This is a genomic window from Litchfieldella xinjiangensis (assembly GCF_000759345.1).
GTDB lineage: Bacteria > Pseudomonadota > Gammaproteobacteria > Pseudomonadales > Halomonadaceae > Litchfieldella_A > Litchfieldella_A xinjiangensis.
Map to the genome: position 1 here is coordinate 285435 of NZ_JPZL01000002.1, position 25239 is coordinate 310673.

At 63.2% G+C, this 25239-nt stretch carries 26 protein-coding genes; 13 read left to right on the top strand and 13 right to left on the bottom strand.

All coding sequences use genetic code 11. From position 1 onward, the window contains the following. Window positions 1-118: 118 nt before the first annotated feature. The 3 genes from JH15_RS08820 to JH15_RS08830 all read right to left on the bottom strand — a co-directional run bounded on the left by JH15_RS08820 (window position 119) and on the right by JH15_RS08830 (window position 3326). Window positions 119-550: a DNA polymerase III subunit chi gene (locus JH15_RS08820; RefSeq protein WP_043529501.1), complete on the bottom strand. Its 432-nt coding sequence runs from the start codon at window positions 548-550 to the stop codon at window positions 119-121. A gap of 10 nt (window positions 551-560) precedes the next feature. Further along, window positions 561-1658: a branched-chain amino acid aminotransferase gene (locus tag JH15_RS08825; protein ID WP_043529503.1), complete on the bottom strand. Its 1098-nt coding sequence runs from the start codon at window positions 1656-1658 to the stop codon at window positions 561-563. Window positions 1659-1814: 156 nt separating this feature from the next. After that, entirely contained in the window at window positions 1815-3326 is a 1512-nt protein-coding gene (locus tag JH15_RS08830; protein WP_043529505.1) for a leucyl aminopeptidase, read from the bottom strand. Between the two features lie 150 nt (window positions 3327-3476). On the opposite strand from JH15_RS08830, the gene lptF reads away from it, so the two are divergent. The 8 genes from lptF (at window position 3477) to JH15_RS08870 (ending at window position 10014) form a co-directional block, all read left to right on the top strand. Beyond that, on the top strand, window positions 3477-4556 hold the full coding sequence (lptF, locus tag JH15_RS08835) for an LPS export ABC transporter permease LptF (protein ID WP_197053297.1): 1080 nt from the start codon (window positions 3477-3479) through the stop codon (window positions 4554-4556). Continuing rightward, window positions 4556-5620 carry an LPS export ABC transporter permease LptG gene (lptG, locus tag JH15_RS08840; RefSeq protein ID WP_043529507.1) on the top strand — a complete coding sequence of 355 codons (1065 nt, stop codon included), beginning with the start codon at window positions 4556-4558 and terminating at the stop codon, window positions 5618-5620. The genes lptF and lptG overlap by 1 nt, the downstream gene beginning before the upstream one ends. Before the next feature lie 5 nt (window positions 5621-5625). Further along, complete coding sequence (locus JH15_RS08845; protein WP_043529509.1) at window positions 5626-6096, top strand: RDD family protein; 471 nt, start codon at window positions 5626-5628, stop codon at window positions 6094-6096. Between the two features lie 62 nt (window positions 6097-6158). After that, window positions 6159-6362 (top strand): (2Fe-2S)-binding protein, encoded by a 204-nt coding sequence (locus JH15_RS08850; RefSeq protein ID WP_043529511.1) that lies wholly within the window; start codon window positions 6159-6161, stop codon window positions 6360-6362. Window positions 6363-6542: 180 nt separating this feature from the next. Then, the gene (gene bfr / locus JH15_RS08855; RefSeq protein WP_043529513.1) at window positions 6543-7022 is read left to right on the top strand and encodes a bacterioferritin; all 480 of its coding nucleotides are present in this window, start codon (window positions 6543-6545) and stop codon (window positions 7020-7022) included. A gap of 349 nt (window positions 7023-7371) precedes the next feature. Beyond that, a complete protein-coding gene (locus JH15_RS08860; RefSeq protein ID WP_043529515.1) occupies window positions 7372-8412 on the top strand; it encodes an ABC transporter substrate-binding protein in 1041 nt (346 codons plus the stop codon). Between the two features lie 7 nt (window positions 8413-8419). Continuing rightward, entirely contained in the window at window positions 8420-9256 is an 837-nt protein-coding gene (locus JH15_RS08865) for an ABC transporter ATP-binding protein (RefSeq protein WP_052383992.1), read from the top strand. Further along, complete coding sequence (locus JH15_RS08870; RefSeq protein ID WP_043529517.1) at window positions 9253-10014, top strand: ABC transporter permease; 762 nt, start codon at window positions 9253-9255, stop codon at window positions 10012-10014. The genes JH15_RS08865 and JH15_RS08870 overlap by 4 nt, the downstream gene beginning before the upstream one ends. A gap of 18 nt (window positions 10015-10032) precedes the next feature. Here the strand turns inward: JH15_RS08870 and JH15_RS08875 are convergent, their stop codons facing one another. From JH15_RS08875 to JH15_RS08885, 3 genes are read right to left on the bottom strand one after another with little or no spacing between them, the layout of a single operon-like run. After that, window positions 10033-10263 (bottom strand): DUF1653 domain-containing protein, encoded by a 231-nt coding sequence (locus JH15_RS08875; protein WP_043529519.1) that lies wholly within the window; start codon window positions 10261-10263, stop codon window positions 10033-10035. Then, complete coding sequence (tcdA, locus tag JH15_RS08880) at window positions 10260-11105, bottom strand: tRNA cyclic N6-threonylcarbamoyladenosine(37) synthase TcdA (RefSeq protein ID WP_052383993.1); 846 nt, start codon at window positions 11103-11105, stop codon at window positions 10260-10262. Before tcdA ends, JH15_RS08875 begins: the two co-directional genes overlap by 4 nt. Before the next feature lie 9 nt (window positions 11106-11114). Continuing rightward, complete coding sequence (locus tag JH15_RS08885; RefSeq protein ID WP_052384084.1) at window positions 11115-11897, bottom strand: pseudouridine synthase; 783 nt, start codon at window positions 11895-11897, stop codon at window positions 11115-11117. Between the two features lie 175 nt (window positions 11898-12072). Between JH15_RS08885 and JH15_RS08890 the strand changes: the two genes are divergently transcribed. The 3 genes from JH15_RS08890 to JH15_RS08900 all read left to right on the top strand — a co-directional run bounded on the left by JH15_RS08890 (window position 12073) and on the right by JH15_RS08900 (window position 15191). Then, window positions 12073-13557, top strand: coding sequence for a TrkH family potassium uptake protein (locus tag JH15_RS08890; RefSeq protein ID WP_052383994.1), 1485 nt, complete (start codon window positions 12073-12075; stop codon window positions 13555-13557). Window positions 13558-13645: 88 nt separating this feature from the next. Next, a complete protein-coding gene (locus JH15_RS08895; RefSeq protein WP_043529521.1) occupies window positions 13646-14386 on the top strand; it encodes an SIR2 family NAD-dependent protein deacylase in 741 nt (246 codons plus the stop codon). Window positions 14387-14453: 67 nt separating this feature from the next. After that, window positions 14454-15191: a tRNA-uridine aminocarboxypropyltransferase gene (locus JH15_RS08900; RefSeq protein WP_043529523.1), complete on the top strand. Its 738-nt coding sequence runs from the start codon at window positions 14454-14456 to the stop codon at window positions 15189-15191. Between the two features lie 30 nt (window positions 15192-15221). Here the strand turns inward: JH15_RS08900 and JH15_RS08905 are convergent, their stop codons facing one another. The 7 genes from JH15_RS08905 to def all read right to left on the bottom strand — a co-directional run bounded on the left by JH15_RS08905 (window position 15222) and on the right by def (window position 22736). Beyond that, on the bottom strand, window positions 15222-16457 hold the full coding sequence (locus JH15_RS08905) for a TraB/GumN family protein (protein ID WP_043529524.1): 1236 nt from the start codon (window positions 16455-16457) through the stop codon (window positions 15222-15224). Between the two features lie 84 nt (window positions 16458-16541). Continuing rightward, window positions 16542-17990 (bottom strand): TrkH family potassium uptake protein, encoded by a 1449-nt coding sequence (locus tag JH15_RS08910; protein ID WP_043529525.1) that lies wholly within the window; start codon window positions 17988-17990, stop codon window positions 16542-16544. 1 nt (window position 17991) lies between these two features. Further along, the gene (gene trkA / locus JH15_RS08915; protein WP_043529526.1) at window positions 17992-19365 is read right to left on the bottom strand and encodes a Trk system potassium transporter TrkA; all 1374 of its coding nucleotides are present in this window, start codon (window positions 19363-19365) and stop codon (window positions 17992-17994) included. Window positions 19366-19496: 131 nt separating this feature from the next. Then, a complete protein-coding gene (locus tag JH15_RS08920) occupies window positions 19497-19703 on the bottom strand; it encodes a dodecin (RefSeq protein ID WP_043529527.1) in 207 nt (68 codons plus the stop codon). Window positions 19704-19787: 84 nt separating this feature from the next. After that, window positions 19788-21116: a 16S rRNA (cytosine(967)-C(5))-methyltransferase RsmB gene (rsmB, locus tag JH15_RS08925; RefSeq protein WP_043529528.1), complete on the bottom strand. Its 1329-nt coding sequence runs from the start codon at window positions 21114-21116 to the stop codon at window positions 19788-19790. Continuing rightward, window positions 21116-22111, bottom strand: a complete 996-nt coding sequence (fmt, locus tag JH15_RS08930; protein WP_043529530.1) for a methionyl-tRNA formyltransferase — start codon at window positions 22109-22111, stop codon at window positions 21116-21118. Before fmt ends, rsmB begins: the two co-directional genes overlap by 1 nt. 112 nt (window positions 22112-22223) lie before the next feature. After that, window positions 22224-22736, bottom strand: a complete 513-nt coding sequence (gene def / locus JH15_RS08935; protein WP_043529532.1) for a peptide deformylase — start codon at window positions 22734-22736, stop codon at window positions 22224-22226. Window positions 22737-22953: 217 nt separating this feature from the next. On the opposite strand from def, the gene JH15_RS08940 reads away from it, so the two are divergent. Then, on the top strand, window positions 22954-24090 hold the full coding sequence (locus tag JH15_RS08940; RefSeq protein ID WP_052383995.1) for a LysM peptidoglycan-binding domain-containing protein: 1137 nt from the start codon (window positions 22954-22956) through the stop codon (window positions 24088-24090). Window positions 24091-24109: 19 nt separating this feature from the next. Continuing rightward, window positions 24110-25195, top strand: coding sequence for a DNA-processing protein DprA (dprA, locus tag JH15_RS08945; RefSeq protein ID WP_043529535.1), 1086 nt, complete (start codon window positions 24110-24112; stop codon window positions 25193-25195). Window positions 25196-25239 lie beyond the last annotated feature (44 nt).

Below are 25239 nucleotides of genomic sequence, written 5' to 3' on the forward strand. Positions count from 1 at the left end.
GAATAGGCTGAGAGGAGGTCCGATGCCATGGATGGCATCGGTAGCGCCCAGGGATGGGTTTACAGCGCCTCCTCGTTGGCCTGTTCCTGGGTTAGCCCATGAGAGACCTGACCCGTGTTTAGCCGCGAAGCTGATGCGCTTTTACGGGATACCCGCGGTTCTTGTAGGTCTGCCAGCATTCGCGCTTTACGGTCAGCACGTCCTGATGCTGGTTGATGATCTCGGCCACCCGCTCGAAGCGCGAGAACCACTCGGGTATCTCGGGATGCAGGTTGAGCATGGCATCCACGCCTGGCTCCGGCGGCCCTTGCCAACCGATGGTTACCGGGACGTCATCGGCATGCTCACTGTCGAGCAGGGCATGCGGCAGGAAGCTGTCGGGACGAAAGGTCCACAACAGATCGTCGACTTCTCGGGCCATGGCCTCGTCCTCGGCATGCAGATGCAACCGATAGCCCTTGCGGTGGATGGTCTCCGCCAATCGGCAGGCGAAGGCCAGCCGCGCCTCCAGTGTGGTATCGGGGAGGATATAGAAGTCGACTTTCGTCATTCACCCTGCCTTATGCCAGTTGGACCAACCACCCGCGGGTATCTTCCGCGCGGCCGTACTGCAGATCGAGCAGGCGCTTGCGCAGGCGCTTGGCGATGGGGTTGTCGCCCTCGGGGCAACGAATGCGCTCATCTTCGCCAACCAGTTCGCCGACGGGGGTGATGACTGCCGCAGTACCACAGGCGAAGACTTCGGTGATCTCGCCCGAGGCCGCGCCTTCACGCCACTCGTCGATACTGATGTGGCGCTCTTCGGGGCTCAGCCCCTCGTCGCGGGCCAGTTCCAAAACCGAGTCGCGGGTGACACCCTCTAGAATCGTGCCGGTCAGCTTGGGCGTGACCAGGCGACCGTCCTTGTAGACGAAGAACAGGTTCATGCCCCCGAGTTCCTCGATCCACTTGTTCTCGGCGGCATCGAGGAAGGCGACCTGACCGCAGCCGTGGGCCTCGGCTTCCTTCTGCGCCGCCAGCGAGGCCGCATAGTTGCCGCCGCACTTGGCATAGCCGGTACCGCCCGGGGCGGCGCGCTTGTAATTCGAGGAGAGCCAGATCGAGACCGGCGCGATGCCGCCCTTGAAGTACGCCGCCGCCGGTGAGGCGATCACGTAGTAATCGACTTCCTGGGAAGGACGAACACCCAGGAACTTCTCGCTGGCGATCATGAAGGGGCGCAGGTAGAGGCTGCACTCGTCGGCTTCGCTGGCCGGGGTCGGTACCCAGTTGCGATCCTGTGCGATCAGCGCGCGCAGCGATTCGACGAAGGTTTCATCATCCAGCTCGGGCAGCGCCAGGCGGCGTGCGCTGCGGCGAAAGCGCTCGGCGTTCTTTTCGGGACGGAAGGTCCATACCGAGCCATCGGCGTGGCGGTAAGCCTTGATACCCTCGAAGATCTCCTGGCCGTAGTGCAATACGGCGGCAGCAGGGTCCAGCGTCAGCGGACCGTACGGGCGCACCTGGTGACCATGCCAGCCGGCAGCGTTAGTCCAGCGGACATGGGCCATGTGATCGGTGAAATAGCGACCGAAACCGGGATTCTCGAGGATATCGGCACGGATGGTCTCAGCCGTGGGATCGGCAGAAGGCAGCAGGTCGAATGGTGCAGTGGGCACGGCTAGGGTCTCCGCAAAAACCTAGAGCGCGAGTGTCGTCGACTCTCGGGGCGATACGTGAACACCGGGTCGCGTACGCCCCGGTGCATGAAACGAGCAAACACTACTAATTAATGATTGGCGAGTGTAAAGGCAACCCTCGTCGTTTTCAGCCCTTCATTTCTCGACCTGGGCATCGGCTTCGCGATCGAGCAGGTACTGGGTCAGCAGGCCGACCGGGCGGCCGGTGGCGCCTTTCTGCTTGCCCGACTGCCAGGCGGTGCCGGCAATGTCGAGATGCGCCCAGGGAAACTTGTCTGCAAAGCGCGAAAGGAAGCAGGCGGCAGTGATGGTGCCGGCCGGACGCCCGCCGATATTGGCCAGGTCCGCGAAATTGGATTCGAGCTGCTGCTGGTATTCCTCCCACAGCGGCAAATGCCAGGCTCGATCCCAGGCCGTTTCGCCCGCCTCGAGGATGTCCAGCGCCAGGTCGTCGTCGTTGGAGAGCAGGCCGGTCGCATGGTGGCCCAGTGCGATGATCGCCGCGCCGGTCAGCGTGGCAATGTCGATCACACTGGCGGGCTCGAAGCGCTCGGAGTAGGTCAAGGCGTCGCACAACACAAGGCGGCCTTCGGCGTCGGTATTGAGCACCTCGACGGTGAGACCCTTGAGGGTCTTGATGATGTCGCCGGGCTTGGTGGCGCGGCCGTCGGGCATGTTCTCGGCGGCGGCGACCACGGCCACCAGGTTGATTCTGGGCTGGATGGCGAGTGCTGCCTTGACCGTGCCGAACACGCTCGCCGCGCCGCACATGTCGAACTTCATCTCGTCCATCTCGGCGCCGGGCTTGAGCGAAATGCCGCCGGTATCGAAGGTGATGCCCTTGCCGATCAAGACATGAGGCGCTTCGTCGGGGTCGCTGGCGCCCTGGTAGCGCATCACGATCAGGCGTGAAGGTTCTTCGCTGCCGCGCCCTACCGAGAGCAGGGTGCGCGCGCCTAGCTCCTCGAGCGCCGCCTCGTCGAGGATATCGACCTCGAGTTTGCCTTCGGAGGCCTTGCCCAGCTGCTCGGCCTGCTCCGCAAGATAGCGCGGCGTACATACATTGCCCGGCAGGTTGCCCAGGGTCCGGGTGTAGTTGATGCCCTCGCCAACCGCGGCGCCGATTCGGGCTCCCTCCTTGGCATGCTCGGCATCGTCGCTTTCGCTGACCAGCAGGGTCACGCGTTCCAGCTTGGCCGCGGGGGTGGGTTCCGACTTGAATTCGGTGAAGCGGTAGACGGCACGCAGGGAGGCTTCAGCCGTCATGCGGGCTTTCCACTGGCTGTCGCGATTGGGGACAGGGACATCGATCATGGCCACGGCGGCGTCACCGACGGGTAGCCCGGCCAGGGCGTCGAACGCGGCGTCCAGCGCCTTGCGGAAATTGCCTTCGTTACACTTGTCGCGCTCGCCGAGTCCGACCAGCATGAGGCGTTCGGCGTTGAGCCCCGGGGCGAAGGGGATCAGCTGAACATTGCCCAGCCCGGCCGTGAAATCGCCACGCTCGATGAGCTGGCCGATCAGACGCTCGCTGGCGTCGTCGAGCTTGGCTGCGGCGGGCAGCAAGTCTCCGTCCTTGAACACCGGTACCACGAGACAGGCCGTTTCGACCTTGGCCGGGTTGGCCGTCTGAACAGGGAATTCCATGGAGTCTCCACAAGACAAGTGTAGGGGGATTCTGGATAATGCCGGCACGGTAAGGTTCCGTAGCCGAATGCCTCCAGTGTACGCAAAGCCCTTCACTATTGCATGGGGGAGGGCGCAGGGAGCGCCTGGAAATCGACTCGGGAGAGTGTGTTGATAATATTCCGCTATCTGACGCGTGAAATCCTGGTGACCATGGCCGCCGTGGCGGGCGTATTGCTGTTGGTCATCATGGGCAGCCGTTTCATCCGCTATTTCACCGATGCCGCCGAGGGCGAGATTCCGGCCAGCATCCTGGGCACCCTGATGCTCTTTCACCTGCCGGGGTTCGCCGAGCTGGTGCTGCCCCTGGCGCTGTTCCTGGGCATCCTGCTGGCCTATGGCCAGTTGTATCTCAACAGTGAGATCACCGTACTGGTGGCTTGCGGCATCAGTCCCGTGCGATTGCTGCGGGTCAGTCTCATCCCGGCCGCCATCGTGGCCATACTGGTGGCGGTCTGCAGCCTATGGCTGACGCCGGCGGGGGCGCTGCAGAACGAGCGCATGATCGCCGAGCAGCAGAGCCGACTCGATTTCACGGCCCTGGCGCCGGGGCGTTTCCAGGATTTCGGCCAGGGGCGTACCGCCTATACCGAGGCGATGAACGACGATCAGTCACGCATGCAGGAGGTGTTCATCAGCGAACGCCAGCGACGCAACGATGGGGCGCCGGAAACCATGGTCACGCGGGCCAGCGAAGGCTACCAGACCGTCGACGACGAGACCGGTAGCCGCTTTCTGGTACTGACCGAGGGCGAGCGCTACAGCATCGACCCCGGCAACCATCAGGCCGAGCGCCTGGAATTCGAGACCTATGCCGTGCGCCTGTCCCGCGTCGATGAGGAGCGCGATCTCGACGCTGCCGAATACGCCTCCACGGCGGCGCTGTTCGGTGACGATTCGCCACGTGCCCAGGCCCAGTTGCAGTGGCGTTTCAGCTTACCGGTCATGGTCCTGATCCTGACGCTGATTGCACTTCCCCTGGCCAAAGTCAATCCACGCCAGGGGCGCTTTGCCAAGCTGCTGCCTGCCATTTTTCTGCATATTAGCTATCTCAGCCTGTTGCTGGCCGCCCTGGATGCCATCGGCCGCGGCAAGCTGCCACCCTGGATCGGCATGTGGCCGATCCACGTCTTCTATCTGGCGATCGGGCTGGTGCTGATGTGGCGTTTCCAGCGGGGAGGGGTGCGCTGATGTTGGCCGATCGTCTTGACCGCTATATCGCCCGTAACGTTCTGGGGGCGATCCTCGTGGTCCAGGTGGTACTGCTGGGACTCGACCTGGTGATCACCTATATCAACGAGCTCAATGATGTCGAGGGCGACTACGGCGCCCTTCAAGTCTTTCTCTACCTATGCATGCGCTTGCCATGGCGCTTTTACCAATATGCACCGGTCGGTGTGCTGATCGGGGCGCTGATCGGGTTGGGGGGGATGGCCTCCAGCAACGAACTGACCGTCATGCGTGCAGCCGGTCGTTCCTTGGCTCGCATTCTATGGGGCGTGATGAAGCCCATCATACTGGTGGTCGCGGTTCTGTTGCTCATCGCCGAGTTCGTCAGTCCGCGCACCGAGCAGTTCGCCAGTGCCTGGCGGCTGGAACAGATGCAGGGGAAGGGGGCGGTACTCACGCAACGCGGCGGATGGCAGCGAGAGGGGGATTCGTTCTATCGCTTCGGGGCGATTCGTGCCGACGATACCGTGCTCGACCTGACGCGTTATCGCTTCGAAGACCAGGCACTTCGCGAGGCGACAGCGGCCGAACGGGCAATCTGGGAAGGCGATCACTGGATCCTGGAGAACGTGCGGGTGACCCGAATCGAGGACGAGCGTACCGTCGTTGAGCAGCACGACCGGTTGGCGTGGCAGACCAGCATGACGCCGCAGCAGCTCAACCGGTTGCTGCGGCGCATCGATAGCCAGGCACCCAGCGAATTGTGGGCTTACGCCAATTATCTTCAGTCCCAGGGGCTTCAAGCGACCCAGCCCTTGCTCTACTTCTGGCAGAAGATGCTGCTGCCCTTGACGCTGGCCTCGTTGGTTCTGGTGGCGGCCTCGTTCGTGTTCGGCCCGCTGCGCACCGTCGCTGCCGGGACCCGCGTGTTTTATGGGGTGATCGTGGGACTCTCGTTCAAGTACCTGCAGGACCTGCTGGCCCCGGCCTCCACCGTGTTCGGCTTCTCGCCGGCCTGGGCCGTGCTGGGTCCGACCTTGTTGTGCGTGGCCCTGGGCTTCTATCTATTGCGACGTAGTGGCTGACAACGATGCGCAAGCGCTTTTCCGACCTGGATTCCACCTGGCCTGCCGGCCTGACGCGTCGCCTGGGCGCGATGATCTACGACCTGCTGATTATCGTAGCGATATGGATGCTGCTGGGCTTCGTCGCCGTGGCGATGAACCAGGGTGAAGCGAACGAATCGCCGCTTTTCCATAGTGTGCTGTTCGTGGCGACATTCGCCTTCTTTGCCTTTTTCTGGATGCGTGGGGGCATGACCCTGGGCATGCAGGCCTGGCGGCTGCGCGTCGAGAATCATGACGGGACCCCGATCACGCTGGTCCAGAGCCTGCTTCGATTCCTTGCGGCGGGACTTTCCTTTGCGGCCTGTGGCCTGGGTTATGTGTGGATTCTCTTCGACCGGCACCAGCGTAGCTGGTCGGATATCGTGTCGAACTCTCGCGTCGTGGTATTGCCAAAGTCTTCAGGCAAGACCCGCAGGAGGAATAAGAGCGATTAGGGGTTGCAATGGCCTCTGCGAATCATTTACATTTGGTTTTGCCATATGCAGGAGGTGAAGCCATGTACGTTTGTCTTTGCAAGGGTGTGTCCGACCGAGCCATTCGTGAAGCCGTCACTGAAGGCGCCCGGAGCTGGCGTGAAGTGCGTGAGCAAACCGGTTGCGCCGATCAGTGTGGCAAGTGCGCCTGTGTAGGCAAGGCGATCACGCGTGATGCCATCGCCCGCGAGGTCATGCCCGCCAGCGATCTGGCCTATGCCGTTTGACGCCGCTTGCTGATATCGGTCGTCATGTGGCAATCCTTGCCAATTGCAAGCGAGTCTCGCTAACCTGCTGTCAGGATTGGACTTTTTCTTCTGGATTGACAATACTGCCATGACGGCAGTCGGTCGGCCTGCGATGCAGGTGGCCCATTTCGGTTTTTCTTCCCCCAGGAGTGATAGTCCATGAAAGGCGATGCCAAGGTCATTTCCTACCTCAACACGGCGCTCGGTAATGAACTGGTCGCCATCAACCAGTACTTCCTGCATGCCAAGATCTTCAAGGACTGGGGTCTGGCGGCTCTGGCCAAGTGGGAATACGACGAATCCATCGAAGAGATGCGCCACGCCGATCGCCTGATCGAGCGCATCCTGTTCCTTGAGGGTATGCCCAATCTGCAGGATCTCGGCAAGCTGCGCATCGGCGAGAATACCCGCGAAATGCTCGAGTGCGACCTGGCAGGTGAACATCAGGGCCGTAATGACCTCATCGAAGGGATCAGCTACTGCGAGTCGGTGAAGGATTATGTCAGCCGCGATTTGCTCAAGGACATCCTCGATGACGAGGAAGAGCACATCGATCATCTCGAAACCGAGCTTGGCCTGATCGACAAGATCGGCATCGAAAATTACATGCAACGGCAAATGCAGCAGCCTGGCGGCTGAGTTTTCCCCTGCGTTACCTACCGCCGCCTTCGGGCGGCGGTTTTCGTTACGACCCCATCTCTCGATCGCTTTTCCCTGAAGCGATCCTTTCGTCATTATTTCTATTGCACCCACTGCACCGCACCGATTTCGCTATCGCCATGCGCGAGACCAGTGCGTAACGTCAGGATCATGCGCCATTTGAGTGCGCTCTCTTCGCCTATAACGCTCAGGCTTGGCTTCAATCGAGAGGGCGGATGGCCCCGAGACGGTGCATTGACCGAAGGGACTCATATTGGCAGGCGTTTTGCTAAGGCTTACCTTAGGAGCGTCACGGCTCCACAATCATAATCACCAAGGGACATTCGCCATGTCACGTAGCCGCTTCACCTTGTCGGCGCTAGCCGCCAGTCTCACCGGTGCCACCCTGTTGGCTTCCACGCTCTCCCACGCTGACGACACGCGCATTCGTTTTCAACTCGATTGGCGCTTCGAGGGGCCTGCGGCGCCCTTCCTGATGGCCGTCGAGCGGGGCTACTTCGAAGAGGAGGGGCTCGAGGTCGAGGTCGATTCGGGCAGCGGCTCGGCCGGGGCCATCAACCGGGTCGCTTCGGGGGCCTATGAAATGGGCTTCGGCGATCTTAACGCACTGGTCGAATTCCTGGCCGAGAACCCTGACGGCCCCGGGATCAAGGGTGTCTATGTGGTCTACGACGGCACACCGGCCGCCGTTTTCGCCCGCAAGGATCGTGACATCGAGTCGCCCGAGGATCTCGAAGGCAAGACTCTGGCCGCGCCGAGCTTCGACACCGGCTACCGTGCCTGGGGTATCTTCGCCGAAGCCAACGGGATCGATCCCGAGAGTGTCGAATGGCAAAACGTCGATCCTTCGCTGCGCGAGACCCTGCTCCAGCGCGGGGACGCCGATGCCATTACCGGTTTTTATTTCACCAGCCTGATCAACCTCGAAAGCCGCGGCATGAGCGAGGAAGAACTCACCATCATGCCGTTCTCGGAGTATGGCGTGCCGCTGTACGGCAACGCCATCATGGTTAGCGATGCCTTTGCCGAGGAGAACCCCGAGGCGGTCAAGGGCTTCCTGCGCGCCTTCAACCGCGCCCTGGAAGAGACGCTGGCCGATCCCGACGCGGCCGTTGAATACGTCAAGAATCGTGACGCACTGATCGACGTCGAGATGGAAACCCGCCGGCTGCAGCTGGCGATCGACAGCGTCATTGCCACCGAGGATGCGCGTGCCAACGGGGCCGGCGCTGTCGATGAGGAACGCCTGGCACAATCCATCCAAGCCGTGGCCGATGCCTATGCGCTGTCCTCGGTGCCCGAGGTCGATGACGTTTTCGACTCCCGCTTCCTGCCGCCCCAGGAAGACCGCATGATCTTCCCGGAGTGAGTACGGCATGATCGATGTGATGAATGATGCGTCCGAGACCCGGAAGGTCACGGGCGGGGTCAGGGATTTCGTTGTCTTCGATGACGTGAGCCTGGCCTATGACGAGTCGGGGAATGCGATCGAGGACATCAGCCTGAGCATCGACGAAGGCGAGTTCGTGGCCTTCGTCGGCCCGAGCGGCTGTGGCAAGTCCACTTTCATGAAACTGTGCACCGGCCTGCACGCCCCGACCCGTGGCAGCGTCAGGGTCGACGGCGAGCCCGTCACCGGGCCGCTGAAGATTACCGGCATGGCCTTTCAGAACGCCAACCTGTTGCCCTGGCGCACCACGCTGGATAACGTCTTGCTGCCATTGGAGATCGTCAAACCCTACCGTTCGCAGTTTCGGCGTCGCAAGGCCGAGTTTCAGGAGCGGGCACGTACGCTATTGCGTACGGTCGGTCTCGAAGGCTATGAGGACCAGTATCCTTGGCAGCTTTCGGGGGGGATGCAGCAGCGGGCCTCGATCTGTCGAGCACTGATCCATGAGCCGCGCCTGTTGATGCTCGACGAGCCGTTCGGGGCGTTGGATGCCTTTACCCGCGAAGAGCTATGGTGCGTGTTGCGCGACTTGTGGGAGGCTCAGCGCTTCACGGTGGTGCTGGTGACCCATGACCTGCGCGAAGCGGCGTTCCTCGCTGATACCGTTTATGTCATGAGCCGTCGGCCGGGGCGCATCGTCGAGAAGCGCAGCATCGACCTGCCTCGACCGCGAGAACTCGAAGTGACCTATGAAGAGCCCTTTACCCATCTGGTGCATGAGTTACGGGCCCAGATTGGCGAGATACGCGGAGGCAAGCCATGAATGCCCGACAGCGTGAGCGTATTGCTCCTTGGGTCGCCGTGATCGTGCTGGTGGTGGCCTGGGAGGGGATTGTTCGTGCCTTCTCGGTGCCTGAATTCCTGTTTCCGGGGCCCTTGGCCACGGCCAGGGCCTTGGTCGACTATGCAGGTCCCATTGCCATACACTCCTGGCAGACGTTCTGGACCACCATGGCCGGCTTCGGTATCGGGGTCGTGGTAGGGCTCGCCCTAGGCTTCATCGTGGGATCGTCGCGCTTTCTTTACCAGGCCTGTTATCCGCTGCTGGTCGGGTTCAACGCCATCCCCAAGGTCGCCTTCGTCCCGATTCTGGTCGTATGGTTCGGTATCGGCTCGGTGCCGGCAATCCTGACGGCATTCCTGATCTGCTTCTTTCCCATCGTCGTCAACGTGGCGACCGGCCTGGCGACACTCGAGCCCGAACTCGAGGACGTGCTGCGCGTACTCGGCGCCAAGCGCATCGATGTATTGCTCAAGGTGGGGCTGCCGCGCTCCTTGCCGTACTTCTTTGCCTCGCTGAAGGTGGCGATCACGCTGGCCTTCGTCGGTGCGGTGGTGTCCGAGACGGTCGCTTCCAACCAGGGCATCGGCTACCTGATGATGAGCGCCGGCTCGCAGATGCGCATGCCGCTGGTGTTTGCCGGGCTAGTGGTTATCAGTGCCATGGCGATGGTGATGTACGAGTTCTTCTCCTTCCTCGAGAAGCGACTGACGGGGTGGGCGCACCGCGGCCAGCGCTGACGCAAACAGAGTGGCTGGCTAGAACGCCTTCTCCAGGGCGAACCGGGCCACCGGCTCGCCCTGCACGTCGACTGTTTCGCAGAACATGCCGAGTGGCCTGACCCACAAGCCATACTCGCCATAGAGTGCGCGGTAGGTCACCAGTTCTTCCTCGGTCTCGCTATGGCGTGCCACGCCCAGCACCTCGTAGCGCGCCCCCTTGTAATGGACATAGATGCCCGGCACCGGGCGGCTGTGTTCATGACTCATGATCGCTCTCCTGAGGCTCCGCTGTGTGAGTGAGGGGGTGTCGTCTCGGCGGAGGGTTTTGCAGCACGCTTGGCCAGGCGGGCCATAACCCGGGAAGCGGCGGTGAAGCCGAAACTGCCGGTCACGAAGGTCGCGGCGCCGAAGCCACTGGCACAGTCCAGGCGTGTCGACTCGCCCTGGCCGGGCTTGGTGAAGCAGACCTCGCCATCGTTCCCCGGGTAGACCAGTTGCTCCTCGGAATACACGCACTCGATACTGAAGCGCCGCTTGGGATTGCGCGAGAAACCGTAATCACGGCGCAGCTTGGCACGCACCTTGGCCAATAGCGGATCGTGCTCGGTACGCGACAGGTCGGCAATCCGAATACGTGTGGGATCGGTCTGTCCGCCGGCGGCGCCGGTGACGGTAATGGGAATCTTGTGGCGACGGCACCAGCTGATCAGAGCGGCCTTGGCGGCGACGCTATCGATGGCATCAACAACATGATCGGCCTCCAATGGCAGGCGCGTGGCGAGATTGGTCGGCGTCACGAACGCCGTGTCGGCCACGACATCGATACCCGGCTGGATGGCTCGGCAGCGTTCGGCCAGTACCTCGACCTTGGGCCGGCCGATGGTGCCGTCCAGCGCATGTAGTTGACGATTGACATTGGAGACGCAGACATCGTCGAGATCGATCAACGTCAGCTTGCCGATGCCGCTACGCGCCAGTGCCTCGACTGCCCAGCTACCGACACCCCCCACGCCGACCACCACGACGTGGGACTGGCGGAAAGCCTCGGCAGCTCGAGTGCCGTAGAGTCGGCGAATGCCGCCGAAGCGAAACGCATAATCGTCATTCATGGGCAGGCGTTACCTCTTCCAACCAATGGGTGCCACAGCGGGAATATGGCCGGACCAGCCGAAACGCTCGAACAAGGCGTGAAGTCCTGGCGATACCCCACACTGAACATGTAGGCGCGCGCCTTCGACCGGATGCGGAATCGTGAGTTCAACGGCAGCCAGCAATAGGCCCGGACAATCCAGCCGGTCACGAAAGAAACGGTTATGGTTGCCCTTGCCGTGCTTGGCGTCACCGATGATCGGATAGCCACGCTGCGACAGGTGGCGCCGAATCTGATGGCGCCGCCCGGTGCGCGGTCGTGCCTCCATCAGCGAATAGCGCGCCTGGGGATAGCGATCCACGGCGACAGGTAGCTCGACGCTATCGAGTCGACGAACCTCGGTGAGGGCCGCCATGGCGGGCATCTCGGCCTTGGGCCGCCGGCCATCCTCTTCGCGCAAGGCATAATCGAGCACGTCGTGCTCCGGCCCGATGCCGCGCACCACGGCAAGATAGCGTTTGGACACCGCCTGCTGGGTGAAAGCCTCACCCAGTCGCGCGGCTACCGTCGGCGAAAGGGCGAACACCATGACGCCAGAGGTAGGCCGATCGAGGCGATGCACGGGATAGACGCGCTGCCCCAGCTGGTCGCGGAGCGTCTGTACCACGAAGCGGGTCTCGCCGCGTGCCAGTGGCGAGCGGTGGACCAGCATGCCGGGGGGCTTGTGAATCACGACCAGCGATGCGTCGCGATAGAGGACTGCCAGTTCGGGCGCGTCCTTGTCTTGCAGCGTTGGGTGTGACTGGGGCATGCGGGCCATTGACCAGGAAATGGGCGTGTATTGTGGCCGTTCGTTTCAGCACTGTCATCCATCCCGATCACTCTCGCAGCCCTCGAAAAGGGGCCTATCGCAAGGCAACATGACCGGGACTGAGCCCACAGGATCGACTATAGTAGCGGCGACTCAAGTCGTGAGGTGGTGGGGTATGTTACTTCGTGTCGAGTGGGGGTCGGTGACGCGTATCGTGAGCTGGGCACCGGTACTCAAGGTGCTCGGGGTGCTGTGGCTGGTATTGGCGCTGTTCATGGCGTTGCCCTGGCTGGTGCTGTTTGTCGAGCGCGATCCGGATGCCCCGGCTTTCGGCCTGTCGATCCTGTTGATCCTGGGGCTGGTCGTGGTCGCCTGGCTAATGACCTGGCGGGCACCGATCGAACTCAAGCCCCGGCACATGTTCGTGCTGACCACGCTGAGCTGGGTCTCGATCAGCGGGCTGGCCAGTTTGCCGCTGGTACTGGGCGCACCGCAGCTGTCCGTCACCAATGCCGTGTTCGAATCGGTCTCGGCGATCACCACTACCGGTTCCACCATTCTTGTCGGTATCGAATCCTTTTCCGATGGCATCAAGTTGTGGCGCGGCATCATGCAGTGGCTGGGCGGTATCGGCATCATCGTCATGGGCATCGCCATCCTGCCGTTTCTCAAGGTCGGTGGCATGCGCCTGTTCCATACCGAATCGTCGGATTGGTCCGAAAAGGTCATGCCTCGCACAGGGGGCATCGCCAAGGCCACCCTGGGCGTCTATCTCGGATTTACACTGGCAGCCGCCATCGCCTACTGGCTGGGTGGCATGGTGCTGCTGGATGCCATCGTGCATGCCATGACCTCGGTGGCCACCGGTGGCTTTGCCAATTCCGATGCCTCGTTTGGCGCCTATGCCGACCGGCCCCATCTCTTGTGGATGGGAACGCTCTTCATGCTCACCGGTGCGCTGCCGTTCGTGTTGTACATTCGCATGCTCAGGGGCACGCCCAGCGCACTGTGGCGGGACGAGCAAGTCCGCGGTTTGCTGGTGCTGCTGACGTTCGTGTGTCTGGCCTTGACGGTCTACCGGATCGTCAACGGCACGGCCCCCTTCGACGCACTGACCCATGCCACCTTCAACGTCGTCTCGGTCGTCACGACGACGGGCTATGCCTCGGACGATTACACGCTATGGGGGCCGCTGGCCGTGGTGGCATTCTTCTATCTCACGTTCGTTGGCGGCTGCAGCGGCTCGACCAGCGGGGGGATGAAGATCTTTCGTTTCCAGATTGCCTCGGAGATGCTCAAGAATCAGCTGCGCTTTTTGATTCACTCCAATGGTGTCTTTGCTTCCCGCTACAACGGCATGCCGCTGACTGACGATATCTCCCGCGGCGTCGTGGCATTTTCGTTCTTCTTCTTCCTGACCATCGCCGGGCTGGCGCTTGGATTGTCCCTGCTTGGCCTCGACCTGGTGACGGCTCTTTCCGGCGCAGCCACGGCGGTGGCCAATGTGGGCCCGGGGCTTGGCGACACCATCGGCCCGTCCGGCAATTTCGCCTCGCTGCCGGAGGCCGCCAAGTGGCTGCTTTGCGTGGGCATGCTGATGGGGCGACTCGAGATCCTCACCGTGCTGGTGCTGCTGACCCCCATGTTCTGGCGCAAATGAAGCGTACTGGCGAAATGAGCCGGTATTCTTGGTCGGCTTCTCGCCGAATGCTAGGGTTGGCTGACCAAGCCCGAGTTCCAGGATCGCCATGACATCATCCTCCAGGCCGCACCTGGTCGTGCTGACCGGGGCCGGTATCAGTGCTGAAAGCGGTATAAAGACGTTTCGGGCCAGCGACGGGCTCTGGGAAGAGTATCGTGTGCAGGACGTGGCCACGCCCGAGGCCTTCAACCGCGATCCTGAGCTGGTGCTGCGTTTTTATGATCAGCGTCGAGCCCAGGTGCGCCGCGCGCGGCCCAACGCGGCCCATCGTGCCCTGGCGGATCTTGAGCGTGACGGTTTTCGGGTCAGCATCGTCACGCAGAACATCGATGACCTGCATGAGCGCGCCGGATCGCGCGATGTGCTGCACCTGCACGGCGAAATTCTCATGGCGCGTTCGAGCGTCGATCCCCGCTTGCGCTATCCCTTGCCTCGCGGCGGGATCAAGCTGGGGGATGTCTGCGACAAGGGCAGCCAATTGCGCCCCGATGTGGTGTGGTTCGGCGAGTCCGTGCCGCGCTATGCAGACGCATGCGATATCGTGGCCGAGGCCGATCTGCTGCTGGTGGTAGGCACCTCGCTGGCGGTGATGCCGGCGGCGTTGCTGCTCGAACAGGCGCCTCTGGAAACGGATATCGTTCTGGTCGACCCTCAGGCCGGCAGCCTGGCGCCACCCGGTGTGGCGCGTGTCAGCCGTCCCGCGGGCGAGGGCGTTCCCGAACTGGTGCGCCACTGGCGTCGTGAAGGTCGATTGTGGCTACCCGAATTGCGGTTCGGCCCGTCGTAAGTTGTCGCTGATCGCTGGCCGCGATCGGCGTGCTAGAATGCGCGCCCGTTTCCAGCCATGTTGTCCTATGCCCAACGATACCCCGCACGACCCTTCCCGCGATCCGGCAACCGGACATCCGCGTCCGCCACGGCGTGAATTCAAGGCGCGCGGCAGTTTCGTCACACGCTGCCCCGGCTGCAACCTGCCCGTGCTCAATTGTCTATGTCCGTTTCGCGTCACCGCCCAGAGCGATGCGCGGGTCTGGTTGTTGACGCATCCCCTCGAGCATCATAAACCGACCAATACCGGGCGGCTCATTGGTGACGTGCTCCCCACCACCGAGGTCTTTACCTGGTACCGGACCGAGCCTGATCCTCGCTTGCTGGCGCTGCTAGACGACCCGCAATACGTCCCTTTCATCATCTTTCCCGATGATCAGCCTGACTATGCCCACCGGGTCGTGGGCATCGATGCCGTAGTCGATGTCAAGCAGGCAGGACGTATCCCGGTATTCGTGATTCTTGACGGGACCTGGCGGCAGGCACGGCGCATCTTCCGCAAGAGCCCCTACCTCGATGCACTGCCGGTGTTGCCGCTATCGACTCGACGCCTGACACGCTACCGCTTGCGCAAGCCCGCCTCCAGCGCCCACTTATGCACGGCCGAAGTGGCCATCGAGCTGCTGCGCCAGAGTGGCGATACTAACGCTGCGGAAATTCTCGACGACTACTTCGATGTCTTCAACGACAGCTATGCGGCCAGCCGGGCCTATCACAAGCTCGAATCGACACCGGCCATGCGGCGGCTAAGCGCCCGTCGGTAAGGGCAGGTGCGGGGCGCTTGACCTAAGCCATTAGGCGCCAAATAGTTTGCCGGCAATACGAAATCCTGCAATCCATGTCCCCGCCGCGGAACCCAGCGTGGCGAACAGGAACACCAGCAACGTGCGTGAGACCCGATTGCGCCACCAGCCTTTCGGCGCGGCCACGTCGTGACGTAACTGGGAGAAGTCGCGCACCTTGGGCTTGCGCATGAACAGCTCGACACCGGCCGCCACGAAACCGGCACCGATGGTGGGGTTCAGCGAGGTCAGCGGTGCGGCAAAGAACGTCGCGACGACGGTCAGCGGATGAGCGAGGGCCACCAGCGTGGCGGCCGCCGACAGGATGCCATTGATCAGGAACCAGTCGAGCACCAGCTCCCAGCCCAGGTCGGTGTTGCGCGAGAAACCGATCACGAAGCCGATCAATACCAGGGCGGTAATCGCCCAGGGCAGGGCTCGCCACCAGGCACCCCGCGGCGGGGTATGCTCGAGCGCCTCACGGGCCTGACGCGGATCGTCGTCGGTAGGCGACTCAAGATGCGCAGCCAGCCCCTTGAGATGGCCCGCCCCGATCACCACCAGCACGTTTCGAAAGCGTCCGTGAGGATTGTCCTCGTCGAGACGCAGCGCCATGTAGTGGTCGCGTTCGCTGATCAGTGGGGTATACAGCGCCTCCGACTGTTCGGCGAACTCATTGAATGTCGACTCCAGGATGTCGCCCTCCTTGAGCCGCTCGATATCCGCCGCGGACACCTCCTGGCGGGACATCACGCTGCCGAGCAGGCCGGTGAACAGGCCGAAGCGTTGCCACCAGGGGACGTTGCGGTAGATGCGCTTGAGCGTGACGCCCACGTCGCGATCGATCAGCAGCAAAGGCAGATTGCGCCGCTGGGTCTCCTCGAGCGCAGCACGCATCTCGGCGCCCGGCTCGATGCCCGACTGTTCGGCGACGCGCTGCTGGAAGGCTCCCAGGGCCAGGCTGGCCGCGACCATGCCGGCCTTGCCCTGGCGAAATATCTCGAACAGGTCCTGGCCGGCCAGGGCGTCGGGCTCGATCAGGCTCTGATGACGTGACGGGCACAGCTCGATGGCCACGGCGTCGAATTCGCCGCTGGCGATCAACCGGCGAACTTCGTCGGCACTCTCGGCCGAGACGTGGGCGGTTCCCAGCAGGGTGTAGCGCGTAGTGCCATGTTCCACCACCCGCATCGGGCCCGTGATCGGGGACTCATCGGTGCGTGCGGCAATGTCCTGAGGGTCGGTCATGAACGCTCTTATCCTGTGGGTGACCGGTCGATTATCCACCAAGGCGGCGGGCAGGCCAAACCGGTCGATGTTGCGAAGCTGCCGTCAGCGGCGCCAGAAAGCCGGCGTCAGCAGCACCAATACGGTGAAGATTTCCAGGCGGCCCAGGAGCATGGCGAACACCAGAATCCATTTGGCAAGATCGGGTATGTCCCCGTAGTGACCGGCGACTTCGCCGAGACCCGGGCCCAGGTTGTTGAGAGCCGAGGCGACGGCCGACCAGGCGGTGATCTGGTCGAGCCCCGTCGCCATGACGCCTAGTAGCATCACAAAGAACAGCAGTAGGTAGACGGAGAAAAAGCCCCAGACGGCCTGGGCGATACTGTCCGGCACACTGACCTTGCCCACCTTGACCGCGATGATCGCGTTGGGGTGAATCAGTCGCAGGATTTCACGCAAGCCCTGCTTGAGGATCAGGATGATACGGATCACCTTGATGCCGCCACCGGTGGATCCTGAACAGCCTCCTACGAACGCCGCCACGAACAACAGGAAGGGCAGGGCGCCGGGCCAGACCGAGAAATCGGCGACGGCAAACCCGGCCGTCGTCGCAATCGACACGACCTGGAACAGGCCATGGCGAAGCCCCATGCTGTCGGTATAGGTGGCGCTGATCCACAGTGTCGCCACGGTGACGACCGTCAGGCCAAGCAGGAACATCAATAGAAACCGCGACTCGGGATCCTTGAGATACTGGCTCAGCTGACGCTCGCGCCAGGCGGCGAAGTGCAGGCTGAAACTCATCGCCGAGATGATCATGAAGCTAACGCAGATCAGCTCGATGGTGGCACTGTCGAAGTAGCCGATGCTGTCGTCATAGGTCGAAAACCCGCCGATGGCGACGGTCGAGAAGCCATGGCCAATCGCATCGAACCAATCCATGCCGGCCAGCCAATAGGCGACGATGCAGGTCACGGTGAGGCTGGCGTAGATATACCATAACGCTTTCGCCGTCTCGGTGATTCGAGGGGTCAGCTTGGAATCCTTGAGCGGGCCGGGGATCTCGGTGCGATAGAGCTGCATCCCACCGACACCGAGCGTTGGCAGGATAGCCACCGCCAGCACCACGATCCCCATGCCACCGAGCCACTGCAGTTGCTGGCGATAGTAGCGGATCGACTCTGGCAGGAAATCGATGCCGGTGATGACCGTGGCCCCGGTGGTGGTCAGCCCCGAGAACGACTCGAAGACAGCGTCGGTCGGTGACAGGGCGTAGGTCGCCTCGAACATAAGTGGCAGCGCACCGAACAGGCCGAGTACGGTCCAGAACAGCGCGGCGATCAGGAAGCCGTCGCGGGTGCGCAATTCCTTGCGTGCACCCAAGTTGGGCAAGTAAAGCAGGCCACCTGTGGCCAGTGTGATGCCCAGGGCGATGGCGAACCCCTCCCAGGCGCCGTCGCGGAAAATCACCGAGATCAGGATCGGCGGCACCATGGTCAGGCTGAAGAGCATCAGCAACAGACCCAGGATGCGAAGTATGACCCGGCCGCTCATATTAGAAGAAAGTCAGCCCGACCTGGAATAGCCGCTCGACGTCGCGGATGCGGCGCTTGTCGATGACGAACAGGATCACATGGTCGCCCGACTCCACCAACACGTCGTCATGAGCGATCAAGACTTCCTTGCCGCGTACGATGGCGCCGATCGTGGTCCCGCTGGGCAGGTCGATCTGGTCGATGGTACGCCCGACTACCTTAGATGAGCGGGAATCGCCATGGGCGATGGCCTCGATGGCCTCGGCGGCACCGCGGCGTAGCGAGTGCACATTGACGATGTCGCCGCGCCTCACGTGGGTCAGCAGACCACCGATAGTGGCCTGCTGGGGCGAGATGGCGATATCGATCTCGCCGCCCTGGACCAGATCCACATAGGCGGCATTGTTGATCAGGGTCAGCACCTTCTTCGCCCCCAGGCGCTTGGCCAGCATCGACGACATGATATTGACCTCGTCGTCGTTGGTCAGGGCGCAGAAGATGTCGCAATCCTCGATGTTCTCTTCCAGGAGCAGACGCTTGCTGGTCGCGCTGCCATGCAGGACGACGGTGCGGTCGAGACGCTCGGAAAGACCGGTACAACGCTCCAGGCTGTGCTCGATGATCTTGACCTGGTGGCTATGCTCCAGCGTCTCGGCGAGGCGTTCGCCGATATTGCCACCGCCCGCGATGACCACACGACGGAAGTCACGATCGAGCTTGCGAAGCTCGCTCATGACGGCACGGATGTCGCGGCGGGCGGCGATGAAGAAAACCTCGTCGTCGGCTTCGATCACGGTGTCGCCGCGAGGAATGATCGGGCGGTTGCGGCGGTAGATGGCCGCTACCCGGGTATCCACGTTGGGCATATGCCGACGCAGGAACCCCAGTTCCTGGCCGACGAGCGGGCCGCCATAGAACGCCTTGACCGCAACCAACTGGGCCTGGCCTCCGGCGAACTCGAGCACCTGAAGCGCCCCGGGATACTCGATCAGGCGGCGAATGTGGTCGGTTACGACCTGTTCGGGACTGATCAGTACATCGATGGGGACCGCGTCATGCGCGAACAGTCCCTTGCGGGTCAGGTAGGCGGTGGCGCGCACACGAGCGATCTTGGTCGGGGTGCGAAACAGCGTATGCGCCACCTGACAGGCAATCATGTTGACCTCGTCGGAATTGGTCACGGCAATCAACATGTCGGCATCTTCGCCGCCGGCCTGGCGCAGCACCATCGGATAGGACGCCGGCCCCGAGACGGTACGGATATCCAGTCGATTGTGCAGTTCGCGCAGTCGCGGACCGTCGGTATCGACGACGGTGATATCGTTCTCTTCATGGGCCAGATGTTCGGCCAATGTGCCGCCGACCTGGCCGGCACCCAGAATGATGATCTTCATGAATCGGGCATCCGCATGCTGTTGGCATGGCGCAGCACAGCGCCCCTCGCCGGATGGCGCAGGCTAGCACAACTCGCCCGCCCAGGGCACGCCGGGGCGGGCGAGTTGTGCCGGTCGGTCACGATAACCAATCACTCGTCGAGGGTGAAGCCTACCTTCATCGTGACTTGCCAATGCGAAATGCGGCCCTCTTCGATATGCCCCCGGGTCTGCATGACCTCGAACCAGCGCAGGTCGTGCAGTGTCTTGCTGGCACGGGTGATGGCCTGCGAGATGGCATCCTCGGCGCTTTCGGTGGAAGAGCCCGTCAGCTCGACATGCTTGTAGACGTGCGACATTGAATCGCTCCTTGATCGTTGAGTGTCGTCGGTCAACGTCAGTATAGGCAGGAGACGCGGGGGAGGGGCAAATGCCCCTCCAGGCTAGGCGCGACGGTTCAGCCGAGCGTAGAAGAAGCCGTCGTGCCCGTCTTCCACGGGCAGCAATTGCCGCCCTGCACCGGCCGGCCGGCCCCAGGCGACCTGCTCCGGGGTGGTGACCTGAGCCTCCGGGGTGCGTTCGAGGAAGGCGGCGATCTGGTCGGCGTTCTCCTCGGGGAGCACGGAGCATGTGGCATACAGCAGCGTGCCGCCCGGGGCCAGCGTTTGCCATAGGCTGTCGAGCAGGCGTGCCTGCAGTTTCGCCAGCTCACGAATGTCTTCGGGCTGGCGCAGGCGTTTGATATCGGGGTGGCGGCGAATCACGCCACTGCCGGAGCACGGGGCATCGAGCAGGATGACATCGAACTCGGTACCGTCCCACCAACTCCGCTCGGTGGCATCGCCATGCAGCAGGCGGGCGGACAAGTCGAGGCGGGCAAGGGTCTGTTCGGCGCGCTCCAGGCGCGTGGCGTCGCTATCGATGGCGGTCATGTCGACATCGAAGGCCTCGAGCAGGTGGGCGGTCTTGCCGCCGGGGGCACAGCAGGCATCCAGCACCTTGGCACCGGGGCGCGGCGCCAGCAGGGGCCCGAGCAGTTCAACGGCCAGTTGTGGCGCTTCGTCCTGGACGCTGACCAGACCGTCGTGAAAACCCGGCAAGGTATCCACATCGCAGGATTCGACCAGGGTCAACCCGTCCGGCGCATGCAGGCACAGCCGGGCATCGAGGCCGGCACTCACCAGTCGCTCGCGATAGGCTTCGCGGTCGATTCGGCGGCGATTGACGCGCAGCGTCATGGGGCCCGGCTGATTATTGGCGATGGCGATCTCCTGCCAGTCGTTGGGCCATGCCCGGCGTAGCCATTTCAACCACCAGCCGGGATGCAGCATCGCCACGCTGGGGTCACTGTCGACCTTTGCCTGGAGTTCGCTGGCCTCGCGTTGCAGGCGCCGCAGACAGCCATTGATCACGCGGGTGGCCCACGGCTTGTCGAGTACGCGCGCAGCACCGGCCGTCTCGCCCACCGCGGCGTGCGCCGGCACGCGAAGGTAAAGCAATTGATAGATGCCGATCAGGAGCAGCGCCTGGATATCCGCGTCACGTGTCTTGAAGGGCGACCGCAGCAATTCCGACGCTAGCGCCTCGAGACGGGGTAGCGTTCGACAGGCGCCGTAGCATAGTGCGCGCATGAGTCCGCGATCGCGCGAGGCCACCTGGCTGGTGTCCAGGCCTGAAAGCGACCCCTGGTCCGTGATTACCGGTACCAGTGCACGCGCCGCTGCCGCGCGAACGGCTTGTCCGTTGGAGTTAGGCGAATTGTCCTGTGGCATCAACGAGTCTCCTCCTGAGATGAGTGGGCACGGCCCAGGCGCGTGCCGGTATGTAGCCGATCGCCTCGTGCGTTGAGTAGATCGCGCGCCAAGAGTGGCTTGCCACCCGGTAACTGTGCCTGATGAACGCACAGCACCTCCTCGCCCTGGCTGCCGCAGGCGATACGCAGCGCATCGGGGGCGGCCGGCAGCAGCGTACCCGGCGCGGCTTGGGGGTCGTCCGGCCGGAACTGGCCCACCGAGGCGCGCCATAACCTCAGCGTATCATCACCGAGCGTCGTCCAGGCCACCGGCCAGGGATTGAAGGCCTGGATGCGCGCCGCCAAGGCCTTGGCCGGTTCGCGAAAGTCGAGTTCGGCTTCGGCCTTGGACAGCTTGGCGGCATAGGTGACCCCTGACGCCGGCTGGGGAACGGCCTCGAGTCCTGTACCTGCCAGTGCGTCCAGGGCCTCGACGATCGCTTCACCCCCTAGCGTGGCCAGCCGGTCGTGAAGCGTCCCACCGGTGGTATCGACATCGATCGGCGTGGTCCGCGTCAACAGCATGGGCCCGGTGTCGAGGCCGGCATCCATCTGCATGATGGTGACGCCGCTCTGCCCATCGCCCGCTTCGATGGCGCGCTGGATGGGTGCCGCGCCTCGCCAGCGCGGCAGCAGCGAGGCATGCACGTTGAGACAGCCAAGGCGGGGGATGTCGAGAACGGCCTGGGGCAGCAGCAGCCCATAGGCGACCACCACCATGATGTCGGCCTCGAGCGCCTTCAGCTGGGCCTGGGCCTCGCCCTCCTTGAGCGTGACCGGTTGATAGACGGGCAAGTCGTGTTCGAGGGCCAGGGCCTTGACCGGGCTCGGGGTCAGCTTGCGCCCCCGGCCGGCGGGGCGGTCGGGCTGGGTATAGACTGCGATGACATCATGGTTGCTGGCCAGGAGGGTGGCGAGACTGGCGGCGGCGAAATCCGGGGTGCCGGCAAAGATCACACGCAGGGATTGGGTCATGTGGCGGCCCTTGGCTCGTCGTTATCGAAAGGAAGTGACGCCATGATAGCGGAAGGGGCCGGTAACGACGAAGGCCGACTCACCGGAGCCGGCCCTCGCTAGGACGTGCCGATCAGGCATCCTGCAATTGTTTATGTCGCTTCTGCATCTTCTTCAGGACCCGATCGCGCTTGAGGGGCGACAGGTAATCGACGAACAACACCCCTTCGAGATGATCGTGCTCGTGCTGAATGCAATGGGCCAGGAGGCCGTCGGCATCGAGCGAGTAGGGGTTGCCGTCGCGGTCGAGCGCCTCGAGATGCACGCGCAGGTGACGGGGCACCTCGGCGTAATACTCCGGAATCGACAGGCAGCCTTCCTGCATCGGCTCACGTGCGTCATCGAGCGGGGTATAGTGCGGATTGATCAGCACCAGCGGGCTGGAATGGTTGTCGCTGACATCCATGACGATGACGCGACGATGGACGTCGACCTGGGTAGCCGCCAGGCCGATACCACGGGCCTCGTACATGGTCTCGAGCATGTCGTCGACCAGTTGGCGTACCTCGTCGTCGACGCGCTCGACAGGCGCCGCCTTGGTGCGCAGTCGTTCGTCGGGAAATTCGAGGATCGGAAGTAGGGCCATGGCGTTGAATTCACCGTTACGCTGTTATGACAAAATACGCCCCAAGTCTCTTGGGCGAAAACCGATAGTGTAGTGGGCGGAAGCCGCCAACGGAACCTTGGGGACCATTATTGGAATGATAGCCGAGTCCGATGGTTCCCTGAAATCAGCGACAATGTCGTACAATCGCGAGCGCCGGACACAGGCGAAGCGACAACGATGCGCGGGGTGGAGGAACATGAACCGAAGAAAGCGCCACCTGCATGGCAGGGTGGGGCAGTGGGTACGCCTGCTGACTTTATCGCTTCTGGTCTTCCCGCTGGGGGTAGGCAGCGCTTCGGCCCAGGGCCTTGGCGATTCGGGATTGCGCGATGACGCGCCGGACAGCTACACAGTGGTGCGCGGCGACACGTTATGGGATATCTCAGGTCGCTTTCTGCGCCATCCCTGGCAGTGGCCACGGATCTGGGGCGTCAACCCGCAGATAGACAATCCCCATCTGATCTATCCCGGCGATAGCGTCTACCTCTATTACGAGAACGGCCAACCCCGCCTGGGGCTCGAGCGAGGCCAGGGCGAAGTGCGACTATCTCCTGACGTGCGTCGCGTGCCTCGCCGTGAGGCGGTGCCGCCGCTGCCGCTGGAGCGTGTCCAGCACTTCCTGTCCGATCATCGGGTGGTCGATGAGTCCACGCTGGCAACACAGCTTCCTTATGTGCTGGCCGGCGACGATAGGCGACTGGTCAGTGGGGCGGGCGATCGCATCTATGCCCGAGGTGAGCTGGCCGCTCAGGGCCGCTGGGGCATCTATCGGCCTGGCGAGGCCTACCATGACAGCGTAACCGGCGAATTCCTGGGCCAGGAAATGGCAGGGGTGGGCCAGGCGCGTTGGATCAGTCAGGAGGAGGACATCGCCTTGCTCGAGGTGGTGGCGTCTCGTCAGGAAGTGCGCGATGGCGACGTGCTGCTGCCCTTGGAAACGTTCACCCTGCCCGTTGCCTTTCAACCGGCACCGCCCACGCGTTTCGTCGATGGCAGAATTCTTGCGGTACCGGGCGGCGTCCGATTCATCGGCCGTCTGCATGTCGTGGCGCTCGATCGCGGCAGCCGCGATGGCCTGGGTCCGGGCCATGTATTACGTGTGGAGCAGCGCGGCGAACTGGTCACCGACCCTGTCACCCAGGAAGCGGTCCGCCTGCCGGGCTCACCGGCCGGACTGGTCATGGTCTTCAGGGCGTACGACAAAATGAGCTATGCCCTGGTCATGCAGGCCAGCCGTAGCCTGTCGGTAGGCGATCGCGCTCATAGCCCCGATATTCCCGATATCGAGTCGGATAGGGTCGCGTTGCCGGCCACCCCCGAATCCCTTCGTTGACGTTTTGACTGGAGTGCCCATGACGGCCAAGGAGTGGCTGGTTCTATCTTGTCTTCCCAAACTAGGCCCGCGGCGTCTGGTGGTGCTTGCGGCGCAAGCGCCGAGCTGGCCCGAGGGGTGGTTGGCCCTATTGCCTCCCGAGCCGCGCCAGGCCCTGCGCCTGTGGCTCGAGTATCCGCAGCGCAGCCCCTTGCAGGCACAGTGCGATGCCCTCGACGCCTGGCTGGCTGCCGACCCGCGCAACGCCCTGCTGCACCCGCATCATCCGGCCTGGCCGTGCCTGCTCGACGAGATCGCCGACCCGCCCCCCGTTCTCTGGGCCATCGGCGACCTGGAGGCGCTGACGCCTCCAGGCATCGCCATCGTGGGCACGCGCCGCCCGTCCCGCGATGGGCTGGGCAACGCGGCGCGTTTCGGCCGGGAGCTTGCTGAACAGGGCTGGTGCGTGGTCAGCGGCCTGGCACTGGGCGTCGACGGTCAAGCGCAGCAGGCCGCACTGGATGCGGGCGGCCGCAGCGTGGCCGTGCTTGGCTGCGGTGCCGACGTCATCTATCCCCCCCGCCATGCCGGCCTCTATCGTCGGCTGCTCGATGAAGGCGGGCTCATTCTCTCCGAACATCCGCCCGGCACCACGGCGCGGCCGGCCTACTTTCCCCGGCGCAATCGCATCGTGACCGGGCTGGCGCAGGGCGTCGTGGTCATCGAGGCAGCCGAGAAGAGTGGCTCGCTGGTCAGCGCCCGCCTGGCCATCGAGCAGAATCGCGAGGTCTTCGCCTTACCTGGTTCGCTTCACAACCCCCAGGCCCGCGGTTGCCTGAGCCTGATTCGGCAGGGTGCGACCCTGGTGACCGAGGTTGCCGACATCCTCGCCGAGCTTGGACACTGGTCCACACCGGCGGTAGATGTCGAGGCGGGCAGCCAGGGGGCCTCTGTCGTCGCTGACGATCCGTTGCTTGGCTGGCTGAGTGACGTACCGACGCCGCTTGATGCCTTGATCTCGTTGACTGGCCTGGATGTGTCGGGCTGTCAGCTGCGCTTGCTCGAACTCGAGCTCGAAGGGCGGGCGACCCAGGCCGCCGGGGGGTGGATACGTCTGCCTGGGTAGCCATGCTAGACTACGCCCCTGCCAAGACACCGGTCAGGTCAAGG

What these genes read in the sequence shown, in the direction of transcription:
- JH15_RS08820 (WP_043529501.1), bottom strand. Translation starts at nt 550, where the DNA reads ATGACGAAAGTCGACTTCTATATCCTCCCCGATACCACACTGGAGGCG.
- JH15_RS08830 (WP_043529505.1), bottom strand. Translation starts at nt 3,326, where the DNA reads ATGGAATTCCCTGTTCAGACGGCCAACCCGGCCAAGGTCGAAACGGCC.
- lptG (WP_043529507.1), top strand. Translation starts at nt 4,556, where the DNA reads ATGTTGGCCGATCGTCTTGACCGCTATATCGCCCGTAACGTTCTGGGG.
- JH15_RS08845 (WP_043529509.1), top strand. Translation starts at nt 5,626, where the DNA reads ATGCGCAAGCGCTTTTCCGACCTGGATTCCACCTGGCCTGCCGGCCTG.
- JH15_RS08850 (WP_043529511.1), top strand. Translation starts at nt 6,159, where the DNA reads ATGTACGTTTGTCTTTGCAAGGGTGTGTCCGACCGAGCCATTCGTGAA.
- bfr (WP_043529513.1), top strand. Translation starts at nt 6,543, where the DNA reads ATGAAAGGCGATGCCAAGGTCATTTCCTACCTCAACACGGCGCTCGGT.
- JH15_RS08860 (WP_043529515.1), top strand. Translation starts at nt 7,372, where the DNA reads ATGTCACGTAGCCGCTTCACCTTGTCGGCGCTAGCCGCCAGTCTCACC.
- JH15_RS08865 (WP_052383992.1), top strand. Translation starts at nt 8,420, where the DNA reads ATGATCGATGTGATGAATGATGCGTCCGAGACCCGGAAGGTCACGGGC.
- JH15_RS08870 (WP_043529517.1), top strand. Translation starts at nt 9,253, where the DNA reads ATGAATGCCCGACAGCGTGAGCGTATTGCTCCTTGGGTCGCCGTGATC.
- JH15_RS08875 (WP_043529519.1), bottom strand. Translation starts at nt 10,263, where the DNA reads ATGAGTCATGAACACAGCCGCCCGGTGCCGGGCATCTATGTCCATTAC.
- tcdA (WP_052383993.1), bottom strand. Translation starts at nt 11,105, where the DNA reads ATGAATGACGATTATGCGTTTCGCTTCGGCGGCATTCGCCGACTCTAC.
- JH15_RS08885 (WP_052384084.1), bottom strand. Translation starts at nt 11,897, where the DNA reads ATGCCCCAGTCACACCCAACGCTGCAAGACAAGGACGCGCCCGAACTG.
- JH15_RS08890 (WP_052383994.1), top strand. Translation starts at nt 12,073, where the DNA reads ATGTTACTTCGTGTCGAGTGGGGGTCGGTGACGCGTATCGTGAGCTGG.
- JH15_RS08895 (WP_043529521.1), top strand. Translation starts at nt 13,646, where the DNA reads ATGACATCATCCTCCAGGCCGCACCTGGTCGTGCTGACCGGGGCCGGT.
- JH15_RS08900 (WP_043529523.1), top strand. Translation starts at nt 14,454, where the DNA reads ATGCCCAACGATACCCCGCACGACCCTTCCCGCGATCCGGCAACCGGA.
- JH15_RS08905 (WP_043529524.1), bottom strand. Translation starts at nt 16,457, where the DNA reads ATGACCGACCCTCAGGACATTGCCGCACGCACCGATGAGTCCCCGATC.
- JH15_RS08910 (WP_043529525.1), bottom strand. Translation starts at nt 17,990, where the DNA reads ATGAGCGGCCGGGTCATACTTCGCATCCTGGGTCTGTTGCTGATGCTC.
- trkA (WP_043529526.1), bottom strand. Translation starts at nt 19,365, where the DNA reads ATGAAGATCATCATTCTGGGTGCCGGCCAGGTCGGCGGCACATTGGCC.
- JH15_RS08920 (WP_043529527.1), bottom strand. Translation starts at nt 19,703, where the DNA reads ATGTCGCACGTCTACAAGCATGTCGAGCTGACGGGCTCTTCCACCGAA.
- rsmB (WP_043529528.1), bottom strand. Translation starts at nt 21,116, where the DNA reads ATGCCACAGGACAATTCGCCTAACTCCAACGGACAAGCCGTTCGCGCG.
- fmt (WP_043529530.1), bottom strand. Translation starts at nt 22,111, where the DNA reads ATGACCCAATCCCTGCGTGTGATCTTTGCCGGCACCCCGGATTTCGCC.
- def (WP_043529532.1), bottom strand. Translation starts at nt 22,736, where the DNA reads ATGGCCCTACTTCCGATCCTCGAATTTCCCGACGAACGACTGCGCACC.
- JH15_RS08940 (WP_052383995.1), top strand. Translation starts at nt 22,954, where the DNA reads ATGAACCGAAGAAAGCGCCACCTGCATGGCAGGGTGGGGCAGTGGGTA.
- dprA (WP_043529535.1), top strand. Translation starts at nt 24,110, where the DNA reads ATGACGGCCAAGGAGTGGCTGGTTCTATCTTGTCTTCCCAAACTAGGC.